Annotated in this window: 11 protein-coding genes, 3 tRNA genes and 1 pseudogene; 2 read left to right on the top strand and 13 right to left on the bottom strand. The window is 68.7% G+C overall.

Annotated features, from left to right (window positions below; genetic code table 11):
* Positions 1–105 precede the first annotated feature (105 nt).
* The 13 genes and pseudogenes from fdxA to AC1AYD_RS09710 all read right to left on the bottom strand — a co-directional run.
* Entirely contained in the window at positions 106–429 is a 324-nt protein-coding gene (fdxA, locus tag AC1AYD_RS09770; protein ID WP_034527169.1) for a ferredoxin, read from the bottom strand.
* Between the two features lie 77 nt (positions 430–506).
* Positions 507–2,036 (bottom strand): amino acid permease, encoded by a 1,530-nt coding sequence (locus tag AC1AYD_RS09765; protein ID WP_476545100.1) that lies wholly within the window; start codon positions 2,034–2,036, stop codon positions 507–509.
* A 105-nt stretch (positions 2,037–2,141) separates the two neighbouring features.
* Complete coding sequence (locus tag AC1AYD_RS09760) at positions 2,142–3,392, bottom strand: UDP-N-acetylmuramate dehydrogenase (protein ID WP_476545099.1); 1,251 nt, start codon at positions 3,390–3,392, stop codon at positions 2,142–2,144.
* 125 nt (positions 3,393–3,517) lie between these two features.
* Complete coding sequence (gene rpmG / locus AC1AYD_RS09755) at positions 3,518–3,685, bottom strand: 50S ribosomal protein L33 (RefSeq protein WP_007053013.1); 168 nt, start codon at positions 3,683–3,685, stop codon at positions 3,518–3,520.
* Positions 3,686–3,748: 63 nt separating this feature from the next.
* A tRNA-Met gene (locus tag AC1AYD_RS09750) sits at positions 3,749–3,822 on the bottom strand.
* 4 nt (positions 3,823–3,826) lie between these two features.
* Positions 3,827–3,898: transfer RNA gene (locus AC1AYD_RS09745), tRNA-Thr, on the bottom strand.
* Position 3,899: 1 nt separating this feature from the next.
* Positions 3,900–3,981, bottom strand: a tRNA-Tyr gene (locus AC1AYD_RS09740).
* A gap of 254 nt (positions 3,982–4,235) precedes the next feature.
* Positions 4,236–5,321, bottom strand: coding sequence for a transglutaminase-like domain-containing protein (locus AC1AYD_RS09735; protein WP_476545119.1), 1,086 nt, complete (start codon positions 5,319–5,321; stop codon positions 4,236–4,238).
* A 1,601-nt stretch (positions 5,322–6,922) separates the two neighbouring features.
* Positions 6,923–8,890, bottom strand: a complete 1,968-nt coding sequence (locus AC1AYD_RS09730) for a DUF58 domain-containing protein (RefSeq protein WP_476545098.1) — start codon at positions 8,888–8,890, stop codon at positions 6,923–6,925.
* Positions 8,887–9,837: an AAA family ATPase gene (locus AC1AYD_RS09725; protein WP_476502825.1), complete on the bottom strand. Its 951-nt coding sequence runs from the start codon at positions 9,835–9,837 to the stop codon at positions 8,887–8,889. Before AC1AYD_RS09725 ends, AC1AYD_RS09730 begins: the two co-directional genes overlap by 4 nt.
* Before the next feature lie 148 nt (positions 9,838–9,985).
* Positions 9,986–10,279, bottom strand: a complete 294-nt coding sequence (groES, locus tag AC1AYD_RS09720) for a co-chaperone GroES (protein WP_034527158.1) — start codon at positions 10,277–10,279, stop codon at positions 9,986–9,988.
* A gap of 159 nt (positions 10,280–10,438) precedes the next feature.
* Positions 10,439–11,845 carry a hypothetical protein gene (locus AC1AYD_RS09715; protein WP_476545096.1) on the bottom strand — a complete coding sequence of 469 codons (1,407 nt, stop codon included), beginning with the start codon at positions 11,843–11,845 and terminating at the stop codon, positions 10,439–10,441.
* Between the two features lie 155 nt (positions 11,846–12,000).
* Positions 12,001–12,663: pseudogene (locus AC1AYD_RS09710) on the bottom strand (GNAT family N-acetyltransferase); the annotation flags it as partial.
* A 111-nt stretch (positions 12,664–12,774) separates the two neighbouring features.
* On the opposite strand from AC1AYD_RS09710, the gene AC1AYD_RS09705 reads away from it, so the two are divergent.
* Positions 12,775–13,407 carry a 5-formyltetrahydrofolate cyclo-ligase gene (locus AC1AYD_RS09705; RefSeq protein WP_476502827.1) on the top strand — a complete coding sequence of 211 codons (633 nt, stop codon included), beginning with the start codon at positions 12,775–12,777 and terminating at the stop codon, positions 13,405–13,407.
* Positions 13,408–13,624: 217 nt separating this feature from the next.
* Entirely contained in the window at positions 13,625–13,810 is a 186-nt protein-coding gene (locus AC1AYD_RS09700) for an FmdB family zinc ribbon protein (RefSeq protein ID WP_034527156.1), read from the top strand.
* The last annotated feature ends 176 nt before the right edge of the window (positions 13,811–13,986 follow it).

The following is a 13,986-nucleotide window of genomic DNA, read 5'->3' as shown; positions in this document are numbered from 1 at the left end:
AGAACCCCGCTCAGTCGGCGAAGCCGACGACTCCCCCTGGGAAAGGGGGAGCATGATAAAAACAACGATGACTCCCCGGGAGCGGGGAGTCATCCAATCAATCGGTCAGTCCTGGTTCTGCGGGGGCAGGGCGGCGACCTGCGCCGGATCCTTGCCGATTGGACCGTGGGCGGAGGCGCCGCCGAAATCGCCGACCTCGGCGAAGAAGTTGGCGGCGGCGTCCTTGTACCAGGCCCACTCCTCCGGCAGGTCATCCTCGTAGAAGATGGCCTCGGTGGGGCACACCGGCTCGCACGCGCCGCAGTCGACGCACTCGTTCGGGTTGATGTACAGGGAACGATCGCCCTCGTAGATGCAGTCGACCGGGCACTCGTCCACGCAGGCCTTGTCCTTCACGTCCACGCAAGGCTGGGCGACAACGTACGGCATGGGATTCTCCTTAGAACACGTTCCTGACTACTCTGACCGTCCAGTCTAGGCGCGTGCGGGGACGGTTTGACACTCCGTCAGTCGGTGTTGATGGCCCTGTCGGTCTCCTCGGAGAGCGTCTCGGTGAGCGCTCCCCTGCCGAGGCGGGCATGCCAGTAGCCGTAGCCAAAGTAGATCGCGAAGCCGATGACCAGCCACACGACGAAACGCAGCCAGGTGAGCACGGACAGGTTGAGCATCAGCCACAGGTTGGCGATGGCGATGAGGATTGGCACCCACGGGTTGCCGGGCATCTTGAACGCACGCGGCAGTTCGGGGCGGCGCGCGCGCATGATCGGCACGGAGATCGCGACCAGCGTGAACGCGGAGAGCGTGCCGATGTTCACCATGTCGGCGAGCACGCCGATGTCGAAGCAGGCGGCGACGAGCGCGACGACCACGCCGACGCCGATCTGCAGCGCGACCGGGGTGCCGTGCCTGCCCGTCTTGGACAGGCCGCGCGGCAGCAGACCGTCGCGGCTCATCGCGAACACGATGCGCGTGAGGCCCAGCAGCAGCACCATGACCACGGTGGCGAGGCCCAGCACGATGCCGAAGCTGATGATCTTCGCCGCCCAGTTCGCGCCGACCAGCTCGAACGCGGTGGCGAGCGACGGGCTGTCCTGCTTGGCGAGGTCCTTGTAGGAGACCATGCCGGTGGTGACGAACGCGACGAGCATGTACATCACGATGATGAGGCCCATGCCCACGCCGATGCCGAGCGGCACGTTGCGGTGCGGGTTCACGGTCTCCTCGGAGGCGGTGGCGACCACGTCGAAGCCGAGGAACGCGAAGAACACGAGCGCCGCGCCGGACAGGATGCCGGGCACGCCGTACACGCTCGGGACCATGCCGGTCGCCCACTGCCACAGCGGCTGGTTGAGCACGTCGGCGGCGACGGAGCTGCCGGGCAGGGAGTCGGCGGGCTGGCTCGGCGGGATGAACGGCGTGAAGTTCGACATCTTCACGTAGAAGAATCCGACGACCACGACGAACAGGACGATCGCGATCTTGAGAACGGTCATCGCGCCGTCGACGCGGGCACCGATCTTCGTGCCGAACACGAGCAGCGTGGTGAAGAACGCGACGATGATGATCGGCGCGATGTCGATGTGGAACGAGCCGAACGTCAGATTCGTGTCGACGCCCCAGCCCATGAGGTGGAAGAAGTCGTCCAGGTAGACGCCCCAGTATTTGGAGATCACCGAGCCGGCCATCATCATCTCGAGGATGAGGTCCCAGCCGATGATCCACGCGACGACCTCGCCGACGGTGGTGTACGTGAACGTGTACGCGGAGCCGGCCACCGGGATCATCGAGGCGAATTCGGCGTAGCACATGACGGCCGCGCCGCATACGACGCCGGCGATGAGGAAGCTGATGATGACGGCCGGACCCGCATGGAAGGCGGCGGCCTGCGCGCCCACGGAGAAGATGCCGGCGCCGACGGCGACGGCGACGCCCATGATGGACAGATCCCACCACGTGAGGTTGCGCTTGAGCGTGCGACCCTCTTCGCCGGTCTCGGCGATGGTCTGCTCGACGGATTTCGTTCGGAATATCTGCATGGTGCTGGGACCTTCTTGTCTCTCCGGTTAGGTTCAACGGCATAGTATATGCCCACCGGATTGCGACGCGAAGGCCCTTTCCCCACATTCGGGACGCGACGCCGGTCAGGGGCGCAGGTCGATGCCGATGCACACGGGTTCGGGCACGAGCGCCACGCCGAACCGTTCCTTCACGCCCTGCTGGATGGTCTTGGCGAGGGCGACGACATCCGACGCCGTGGCGTCCCCGCGGTTCGTCAGGGCGAGCGTATGGTGCGTGGACAGGCTCGCCGGCGCGGCCGGCCCCGCGGTCTCCGAGCCGTCCGGCTCCCCCACGGCGAATCCCTTGTGGAATCCGGCGTGATCGATGAGCCATGCGGCGGAGGTCTTCACGCCGGGCGTGCCGTCGGGCAGCGCGGCGGCGAAGCGCGGCGCGTCCTCGGGCAGGCGCGCGGCCTCGGCTTCGGGCAGAATCGGGTTCATGAAGAACGATCCGCAGCTGTGGCGGTCCCAGTCGGGCGCGGGCAGGCCGGAACCGTCGTCGGCCGACGCGCCGGCGGCGGCGAGGCGCTTCAGGTCGGCGATGATGTTGCCTTCGCGCTTCGTGTCGGACATGACCGGCAGGGCGTAGCGGGTCGGGTCCTCGAGCATGCCCTTGGAGGCACGCACCTTGAGCACCGCGTCGCGGATGGCGGTGGTGGCCATGCGCGCGCCCACCTCGACGCCGAGCGCCTTCGCCAGCTGGCCGAATCCGACCGTGCCCTCGGCGCTGTGGCGCAGTGCGAACGTGACGGACAGCACCACGTAGCGCGGCGTCGGGAAGAAGCGGTCGGCCGGCGTGGCGGGGGCCGCGTACATGCTCGACTTCAAAGCGGAGGAACGGTAGCCGAACTTGAGGTCGGCGGGGAGCAGGTCTCGCGTGGTCTTCGTCTCGCGGTCCCACACCTCCACCGATTCGACGGACGTGGCGACCTCCTGGCCGTAGGCGCCGATGTTCTGCACGACGGACGCGCCCACCGTGCCGGGGATGCCGGACAGGCCCTCGACGCCCTCCAGGCCGAGTTCCACGGTGAAGGCGACGAAATCGTCCCAGTTGGCGCCCGCCTCCGCGTTCACGTGCACGGTGCGGTCGCTTCCTTCGACGGGGGCCGCCTCGTCGGGCACGGTGATGCGGCGGCGCGCGTCGCGCACGACGACGCCGGGGAACGGCTCGTCGGAGACGAGCATGTTGGAGCCGCCGCCGATGACGCACAGGGGCAGTCCGTGCGCGTCCGCCCCTTCGACGGCCTCGATGACGCCGACGCGCGTGGTCGGTTCGACGAAACGGGCGATCTCGCCGCCCACACCGATCGTGGTGATCTCTGCAAAGCTGGTCATAGTTGCCTATCCTATCCGCGGCTTGGCGGGCTCGCCCGCAAGCGGCATGAACAAAGCGGGAAAAACCTCCGGGAATACGAAAAGACCCGGCCATACGGTCGGGTCTTCGCAAATCTCGAATGCGCTCAGCGGGTCTCGCGGTGCACGGTCTGCTTGCCGCAGCGCGGGCAGAACTTCTTCAGCTCGAGACGGTCGGGCGTGTTACGACGGTTCTTCGTCGTGATGTAGTTGCGCTCCTTGCACTCGGTGCAGGCCAGCGTGATGCCCGGACGGATGTCGGCGCTCTTAGCCATTGTCATTCACCTCTGTGTTTTACTAGGTATAATATGCGCCCACCGGTTGGTGGGCGCGATTTGTAGCGAGGAAGAGGCTCGAACTCTTGACCTTACGATTATGAGTCGTACGCTCTAGCCAGCTGAGCTACCCCGCCAGAGAGCCCCGAGTGAGAATTGGACTCACGACCTCTTCCTTACCAAGGAAGTGCTCTACCACTGAGCTATCGGGGCGTGGCGGATAGTGGATTCGAACCACTGAAGCACGAAGCGGCTGATTTACAGTCAGCTCCCTTTGACCGCTTGGGAAATCCGCCAGTCTCTGTTTCCCTCCGAGGTCTTGACCTCGTCAGGCAACTCGAACATCATGCCACGGGATTCCCGGTCGCGCAACCCGGACATGGCGAACACCCCGCGAAATCACCCGCCATATACGTCATAATCGTTGGAATTCCAACGAAACAAGGACGTGCAACTTTTCGGCTTCATCGGCGTGTCGCGACGCCATTTCCAGGGTTCCGGCACCGAATCAGGACGTCGGAAAGCCGTCCGAACCACTTCCGAATCCCGTTCATCGGCGTGTCGCCGCGAACAGCGCATCGAGTCCGTCGGCCAGACCATCGACCGGAGGCGCGCCACCGCCGAACGCGACCGAATCGGCGGCGCGGGCCACCCGGAGAATCACGGCGCGATGCCCGCGATCGTCATCCGATCCTCCCGGCCATACGGCGGCGACGCGATCGGCGATCATCAGGTCGGTGGCGGCGTCATCCCATCGTGCACCGGCCGCACGCCCCTCGCGACGGATCTCGGCCCACGCCATACGCCACGCGGCTGCACGCGACGCGGCGGACGCGGCGGCATCGCCATCACCGGAATCATCGCCACCGGAACCGCCGCTGGAAGCGGACTCGGCGCGGCGCGCGGCGGCGACGCAACGCCGGCGACGCCAGGCGCGTACGGCGCGAGGTGCGGCCACGCACGCGACGAGCGCCGCCGCGGCCACGCCGACGGCGAGCGCGACACGCCATCGGACCGGCAATGCCGCGAACCATGCCACGGGCCGTGCAAGCCAGACGGGTGGACCGGACGCCTCGGACGAACCGCCCGTATCCCTGTCGCGGGAGACGGTGTCGTCGGATTTCGCGGACGCGCCGCCGTCCGCGCCGTTCCGTCGCGTGGACGCGCCGTCGTTCCCCGTCGTATCGAATTCGGTGATGGCGGACCCGTCGTCGCCGGTCAACGTGCCCGAGGATCCGGCGGACGACGCGTCAGACGCGGCGGGCGAACCGTCGGCCGTCAGCATGCCGTTCTCCTCGCTCGGCGGCGTCACGTCGAACGGCACCCAGCCGACGCCGTCCAGATACGCCTCGACCCATGCGTGCAACTGACGCGACGCCACCGGGAAATAGCCGTCGGCATCGCGCGCGTTCGTGCCCGCGTTGTAGCCGAGCACGATGCGCGTCGACACGCCCAGCGCGCGCCCGAGCACGGCGAGCGCGGCGGCGTAGTGCTGGCAGTAGCCGGCATGGCCGGTGTCGGGGTCGAGGAAGTCGTCGACGACCTGCATGTTGGAGCGGCCGTCGCCGTCCGGCGCATCCAGCGAATACGTGAAATGGTTGGCCTTGTCGGCGAAATACCCGACGAGCCAGCGCATGGCGCGCACCTGCTCGTCGTAGGTCCCGGCCTTCGCGGCGACGCCGGCCGCGCGCGCCCGGCGCACGACGGCGCGCACATTGGCCGGCAGCGACTTCGGCAGGGACGTGTAGCGGCCCGCTCGGGCCTCCTCGTCGGAGGCGGCGACCATGGCGAGGATGCGGCGCGCCATGCGGCGGTCGTCGGCGGCGGATCCGGCCTCCACGGCGATGGACATGGTGGTGTCGGATTGGAAGAGGATGGTGATGGCGTTCTGCGCCCAGACGGTCGACGCGCCGGACCCGGACCTGCCGTCGATCGACGGCGACGAACCGCGCGTGCCGTCGGAAGAGCCGTCGGAGCCGGTCATGTTCGTAAGGGGCATCACGAGGGTCACGGCGTCGCCGTTCTCGGAGAAGCCGTAGACGATGCCGGCGCCGTCGGCACCGTATCGCGCCTCGAATGCATCGTCGAAGACGATGTGGGAGGGATGCTGGGAGTATCGGCCCGCGGAAGGCGTCGTCGTCCCGCCGCCCCACACACGGTCGTTGTCCTGCTCGCCGGAGAACGCCATGCTGTAGGCGCTCACCTTGCCGATGCGCGTGCCGTCGGGGGCGCTCACGACGCCGTCGGCGTCGATGGAGGCGCGGATCACGGCGAACCCGTCGCGTGTCTCCCCCAGTCCCGAATCGGCGATCGCGCGACGCGCCTCAAGCCAGCCGTCAAGCTGGCCGCCGGAATCGTCGCGCTGCCGCTCCAGCGCGGCGACGACCTCGCGCACCGGATCGAGCTCGGAGAATCCGGACGCCGACGAGATGGGATCCAGATACGTGCCGGACACGGCGTACCGCATGCCCGACGACGTCGCGTCGGTGCGGTTGACCATGCTGCCGTCACGGTAGCGCAGCCATGAGGAGCCGACGCCGTTCGCCCCGCTGGCGATGCCGGGGACGGGCAGGAAACGCGAACGCAGCGTGTCGATGCGCACGTTCGCGGTGGTCTCGTAGCGTTCGAGCGTGTGCTCGTCGATGCGGGTGCCGTCAGTGCCGTCGGTGGCTGTGCCAGTGCCGGAGGTGGATGCGGTGTAGCCGGCGTAGCCGAGCAGCCACGCGTAGATGCCGATCGGGTCGCCGGCACGGCGCTGCTCCATCGTGAGCTCGTCGGACTCGTCGCGGCCGAGACGGATGCCCGAGCCGTACAGACCGGCGTCGATGGCGAGCTCCCGGTCGTAGCCCCACGTGTCGCCATCGAACGCGTCGAGTGTGGTGAGCTTCAGGTACAGGCGGCGGTCGGCGGAATAGCCGAGCACGACCGAATCGGAACCGGCGTCGATGTTGCGTTTCAGGTCGATGAGCGGGCTGACCGTGTTCGACGAGAACATGCCGCCGCCCTCGCCGATTGACAGCGGCACCCGGTAGGCGAGGGTCTCGGCGGCAGGGGTGCAGGCCAAGGTGACGGCCATGACCAGAAGCGCGGCGAATGCGGCGCGCAGGGCCCGCGGCGGTTCCGAGGGGACGGGTGCGGCGGCGGCCGGCGCGTTGCAGGCGGCGGCCGGCGTCGCGGATGCGGGACCCGAACCGGGACCTGAACCGGAGCGAGGACGGGACGCCGACGCCCACACGCTCATCGGGAAGGCGGCGGCGAGCAGGGCGACCGCCCACCAGGGGGCGACATGGCCGAGCATCGCGGAGTCGGCGGCGAGCGCGACGACGGGAGGACAGCGAACGACGGGACGGCCGGACGCCACAGGAGCAGGCAGCGGATGAGGACGGCGGCCGCGAAGACGACGAGGATCAGCAGGATGTCGGACGCCGGAACGACCTTCAATGGCGGCAGCTGGCGGTCGAGCCGGTCGAATCCGACGGACAGCGCGTCGACGAGGCGGGTCGGGAATCCGGCAAGACCGTCCTGCACGCCCGAGCCCGTAGCGGCCGCACCGCCTGTGCCACCCGCACCGGAGCCGCCTCCCACCGAGCCGGATCCGTCGCGTAATCGCGCAACGACCAGTACGACGGCCGTGATTCCCGCCGCGAAGGCGAAAGCCGACACGCGGATCAGAGAGAATCGGACCGGGTGTCCGGACGGCATCGGCACGGTCGAGGCGAGAACGGCGGCGGCGAGTGCCCCGGCGGCGAACCATATCCACCAGCCCGTGGGTTCCACAAGCCCGACGAGCGCCTTGAGCATGACGCCGAAGTACGTCAGCAGGGCGAGCGAGGCGACGATTCGGGGCGTCCGCAGGGCCGTACGCGGTCCGATGGGGCGGATCCGCTTGGTTTCGAGGTGAACCTGTGGAGTTCGGGAGGGGACCTGCATGGTTTCGGGTCGAACGTGCGGGGTTTCGGACCCTTCCTGCGTAATCACGACCCGTTCCTGCGGGGTGGGGTCGAGTACACGCACCGAGGCGGCGAGCGACGAGCGACGTAGGGCATCCGCCAAACCGTTGGAATCACCGGCATCGCAGACCAGCACCCCGACCGGCCCGGAACGGCGCCGGACGATGTTTCCCACCGACGCCGTGCAGGTCGCCGCGGAAATGCTGCATGTTGCCTGCGGAATCGTGCAGGTTGCGCCCCGGACCATGCACATACGTCTGAGGACCATACACGCTCGGGCAAGAACCATACACACTCGTTCGCGGAGACACCCGCGGAGCCGATCGCGGCCACGCGCATCACCCCGCCCGCCGACCGGACGCGCGGCGGCCAGGAACCGCAGGACCGCCCGCTTCCCTTCGGCCACATGGACGCCGTCGGTGGCCACCACGTCCATGCCGCGACCCATGCCGCGCCCCATGCCGTGGCATGCCTGCGCATACGGCAGCAACGCGGCGACCGCGCCGTCGAGCCGCCGCGCATCCACGCCATCCGAACCGTCCACGTTCACGACCAGCAGCAGCGTGGCGCGTTCGTTCCCCTCGCTCTCACGGGTCATCAGCTTGCCGCGACGGGCGCTGTGCCGCCATGCGATCCGTCTGATCGGGTCGCCGGGCTCGTAGCCGCGCACGGCCCCCGAATCCTCCGCGTCCCTCAAGGCGACGGTCCGCCCGGAGACGACGGCGCCCGTCTCCCGCGCGGCCGCATCCGCCGTCTCGGGCAGCACCATCGTCTCCCCCGCGGCGGCGACGCGACGACGCACCACGAAGAGGCCGAACGGCGAGCGCCAGCGCAGCAGCGTGCCGACCCGCCGGTACAGGCCGCGTTCACGGGGCAACGCGCCCGCCCACCGGTCGACGACGTTCCCGTATTGGTCGAGGCGCTCATACAACGCCGTGGCCGTCACCTCGGACGGCAGCAACAGCCGCGGCGATCGTGCCGTGTCCCCGTGCCCGGCCATCGCCCACTGGACCACCGCGGCGGACAGCGACAGCACGATCAGAGAGCCGGCCACGATGACCGTGGCCATCAGCGTGCGCTCGTCCAACAGCAATCCCGCATAGCAGGCGAGCGCGCCGAACACGGCCAATGCCAGGCAGGCGGCCGTGGGACGAATCAGACCATGATGGCGAAGGTCCCACAGGTCAAGCCGCGGAATATGCTGCCGGGCGATTCCCCTCCCCCACTCCGAACGCCCCGGCCGTCGCATGGTCATGCCCTCGGGACCGCGGTGCCGCGCACCACGTCGGCGACGACGGCGCGCGCCCGTTCCAGCGTGCCGTCGGCATACCCCATGCCGGTCTCGTCGAGCACGAGCCGGTGGGCGAGCACGGGCACGGCGAGCGTGCGCACGTCGTCGGGCAGCACGTAGGAGCGTCCGTCGACGAACGCACGGGCGCGGGCCATCGCGGCGAGCGCGAGGCTGGCGCGCGGCGATGCGCCGTAGCGCACGCCGTCGCGCCCGCGTGTGGCCTGCGTGATGGCGACGATATAGTCGGCGACCGGACGTTCGAGCGTCACTTCGCGAGCCTTGCGGCGGACGGCGGCCGCCTCGGCCGCGGAGCAGACGCGGTCCACACGGTCGAGCGGGTGCGACCAGTCGCCGGCGGTGAGCATCAGCGCCTCGGCTTCGGCGGTCGGGTAGCCGAATGCCGTACAGGTCATGAACCGGTCGAGTTGCGCTTCCGGCAGCGGGTAGGTGCCTTCCAGTTCGATCGGGTTCTGCGTGGCGATGACGAAGTACGGGTCGGGCAGCGGGTGGGTTTCGCCGTCGACGCTCACCTGGCGTTCGTTCATCGCCTCGAGCATGGCCGATTGGGTCTTCGGGTTGGCGCGGTTGATCTCGTCGGCGATGACGATGTTCGCGAACAGGGGACCTGGGTGGAAGACGAACCGGCTTTCGCCCTGCGACCAGATGCTCACGCCGGTCAGATCGCCGGGCAGCATGTCGGGGGTGAATTGGATGCGGCTGACCTCGCCGTCGATGGCGCGGGCGAACGCGCGGGCGAGCGTGGTCTTGCCGACGCCCGGCACGTCTTCGAGCAGCAGATGACCACCGGCGACGAACGTGAGGACGGCGAGCTCGATGACGTCCGGCGGGCAGGACAAGGCGTCGCGGAGCATCGCGGCGATGCGCGAGGGGATGCCGGGCGTGTCTATCATGACTGCGCTCCTTCGACGGGGGCTCGAATCCGCATCCAGTGTACGGCCGGCGGGCATGGCGTCTCAAATACGCTGCGAGCGGATACGAGAAAAGCCCCGGCTGACCGCCGGGGCTTTCGCAATCGATATACGCGTATGCGCGGGTGTCTCAGCCGAGGATGGCGAGCACGTCGCGGGCGCCGATGATGAGGTAGTCCTCACCCTCGTAGTGCACTTCGGTGCCGCCGTACTTGGAGTACAGGACCTTGTCGCCGACCTTGACGTCGACCGGGATGCGCTCGCCCTTGTCATCGCGACGGCCCGGGCCGACGGCGAGGACTTCGCCCTGCTGCGGCTTCTCCTTGGCGTTGTCCGGGATGTACAGACCGGACGCGGTCTGGGTCTCGGCCTCGGCCTGCTTGACGATGATCTTGTCTTCCAGCGGTGTGAGCTTGATCGACACTGTGGGTCACCTCGTATTTCTTGTAGGTTCGATGTCTTCGCGCCGGAAACGCCCAAGAGGCTGACGATCACTTGCACGATCCCAAGCACTGCCTCACATGGTAGCGCGGTTTTTAGCACTCTGCCAACTCGAGTGCTAACGCTGTGAGAGAAACGAACGTCAGGAGCTGCGGCGGGCGAGGATGGCCTGCAGGTCATGGCCCAGCGAATCGGAGGTGGCGGCGGGCACGGCGACCCTCGCCTGTTCCTCGGACTCGTGGAACGCGTTCACGTCGGAGACGCCGGAATCCTGCGGCACCGCGGCGATCACGCTGCCGTCCGAAGCGTCGGACGCGGCGGAAGCGTCGGCAACGGCGGATGATGCGTCGGCGGCTACGGAAGCGTCGTCCGACGTCTTCCCGGTCGTCTCCCCGGCCTGGGCGTCGGATGCGACGCCATCGCCCGAGCCCTTGGCGGGTTCGGTCTCCATGCGCGCCTCCTCGGCGAGCCTCTTCTCCTCGTCGGCGTCCACCGGATCGGCCTTGGCGACCTGACGCATCGACTTGATCTCGCGGCTTTCCGGCGCGGCGGGCTTGTCTTCGGCCACGTTGCGCGGCTCGCCCAGCGAGAAGGAGATGAGGTCCGGCGAGGCGATGGCCATGTCGAACGCGTCAAGGGCCTTCGCCGGGCGCACTTCGGCAAGTTCCGTGGTGGCGTCGGAGGGCACGGTCCGGGCGTCCTGCTGCGCGGCGGCGGGCGTGGCGGCGGGAACGGAGGTATCCCGCCCGGCGGCGGCCGCCTCGGCACCCGCGGCCGAGACGTCGACCACCTGCACCTCGGGCGCATCGAGCTTGCCGTGCGCGGCCAGCGCCTGACGCTGTTCGATTTCCGCCTGACGCAGCACGCTGCGGATCTCACGACGTTCCATTTCGGCGGTCGGGACCTCCTCGCCCCGGACAGCACCGGCGGCGGACGAATCATCGGCGATCGCCGAAGCCATCGCCTCGGCGGACCTCCTGAGCCCGTCGGCCTCCATCTTCACCTTGGCGGTCTCGGCGTCGACGTTCCGCGCCTGCGCGCGGGTCCTGGCCATGCGCGAACGGCGTTCGCGGGCGCGCGCCCTGGCGACCTTGCGCTCCCACGCGCGGGCCTGGCCGGCGGCATGGGCGCCCAGCACGAGCACGACGGCGTCGAGGGCGACGGGGATCAGGGCGAACCACGGATTGAAATGCAGAGGGAACGCGACCACGGCGACGACGACGGCGATCAGCAGCAACGACACGACGAGGATCTGGCGACGTCGTACCGCCTGACGGCGCAACCGCCGCACTTCGGCGATGCGCTCGGGGGTAAGCGTGTTCGCGCGCCTCTCGTTCGGCTGCATCAAGACCCCTTTCGCGTAGGTACCGTCATCGCTGAATCGCGTGCCGCTGTGCTCATCGACCAGATGCAGCGACGAGGAGAAGCGATCCTCGCGATGTTCCTCCACATGCCGCATGCTTTTGGCCGTGCGCACCGGCAGCCATGCCACGATTCCGATGAGTACGATGACGAGCACGATGATCGTGCTCAACTGCTCGTAACCCATAATGCTCAAGAATAGGAGACGGTCGTCACATTGTCCGCATTGTGCGGCGGCGTGTCGATTGCCCGCGTAGGGGCGGACGGCGTGGCGGCGTCCGTGGGCGCCGGACCGTCGGCGGCCGCTGGGTCCGCCTGCGCCGCCGTCTCGGACGCGTCGCCGCCGCAGGCGACGAGACGCGCGGCGAACCCGGAGCCCATGTCCTCCGCGATCAGACTGAACGTCTCGTGTGACCGCCACCGGCCGGCCACATACATATAGTTCGCGCGCAACCCCTCGCGTCGTGCGCCCACCTTGCGCACCACGGCGAGGGAACGCGCGTTGTCCGGCAGGATCGCGATCTCCAGACGGTGCAGGCGGGGCCCGGTCGGGTCCCCGATCGCCCAGTCGGCGAGCATGGCGAGCGCCATGGGCGCGATGCCGTGCCCGGCGGCGTCCTGCGCCACCCAGTAGCCGACCACGCCGGTGCGCATCGCGCCGTAGGTGATCGCGCCGATCGAGATCTGCCCGACGATGCGCATCCCATGTTCGATGAGGAGCACGATGCCCGTGCCACGTTCCTCGTTGCGGCGTTGGATGGCCATCCACTGGTTGAACGTGATGCCCGGTCCGTGCATCGGGTCGCCGGATTCCCACGGCCTGAGCCATGCGTCGTTGTTCCATCGCACCTCGCTCCACTCGGCCTCGTCGTCGGCGCTCATCGTGCGCAGCGTGATCGGCGGCGCTCCAGCCGGTGCGTTGAGGACGACGGGCGTGCGGATGGCGTTCGGGTCGGCGGGCGCGAACGCGTGGCGGATGGTCTGGAATACTGACACGCCCACCATTGTGCCACGCGCGCGAAAAACCGACGGCGTATGGTTGCGCGTCATGAACGGCCGGACGGCGACGCCGGCGGCCGTGGACGCAACGGATGGAACCGGACGAAAGGACGGACGATGGACGTCGAACGGGACGAGCGGATCGAGACGAAGCGGCGGCTGCGCCATGAGGCGATCGCCAGGCGCAAGACGGTGCCCGCCGGGGAGCGCGCCGAGGCGGGGACGCGTCTGGCCGCGCTGATGCGCGACCTGCCCTGGCCCACGGACGACCTCGCCGGCATGACGGTCGCGGCCTACGTCTCGATGGGGTCGGAGGTCGAGCTGCGTCCGTTGCTGGGCGCGTTGCTGGAGGCCGGCGCACGCGTGCTCGTGCCGCTGCTGGGCTCGGGGCTGGATGTCGGCTGGGGCGTGCTGCGCAATCTTGACGACCTGCGTGCGGTGGATGCGGGCGGGAACGGGCATCACCGGCCCGACGAGCCGACGGTGCCGACGCTGCCACCCGAGGCGCTGGGCGAGGCCGGACTGGTGATCGTCCCCACGTTGGCGGTGGACCGGTCGGGGACCCGGCTGGGACGCGGCGGCGGATGGTACGACCGCGCGCTCGGACATCGCGCGCCCGACGCGCCGGTCGTCGCCGTCTGCTGGCCGTGGGAGCTGCTGGACGCGGATGCGGACCCGCTGCCCCGCGAGCCGCATGATCTGCCGGTGGACGGCGCGCTCACGCCGGACGGCGTGACGATGTTCGCGTGACGCCCGACGCCTCGCCGCCCGTTCCGGCTACCGTCCGCCCGTTCCGGCTACCGTTCCGCATGCTGGAAACCGGTGTTCGCTTCCGGCGGGACGTGTCGCGCGGGCGATTAGGATATGTACGGTTGCATATGCCGGGACACGCGGGGAGCCGCGGGCTTTTCGCCGGGTGGCCATGCCGTGGGGTTCCGGGCCGGATTCGTTTCGTTGGAGGATTACGTTGCCTACCTATCATTACCGTTGCAAGAGCTGTGGCTACGATTTCACCGAGCGCCAGTCGTTCGATGACGCGCCGATCACCGTCTGCCCCCAGTGCCACGAGGAGCAGGTGCGCAAGATCTTCTCCGCCGTGCCGATTGAGTTCAAGGGCAGCGGCTTCTACCGCACCGATTCCGGCAAGAAGTGAGGTCCGCGCCGCGCCGGCGGCGCATCGCGGAAAGGCAGCGCATCGGATGATGTCATCCGGTACGCCGCCTTCGTCGTATCCGGTTCGGGGCCCAAGGCGCGCCGGCGGTGCCGGCGGTCGCCGTACACGTTCGAACAGGATGTGAAGATTTCCGGGGGCTCTGTCCACATTGCCGG

This window comes from Bifidobacterium sp. LH_426 (genome assembly GCF_056356875.1).
The sequence above is the reverse complement of the archived record's forward strand: the minus strand, read 5'-3'. Positions and strand labels throughout refer to the sequence as shown.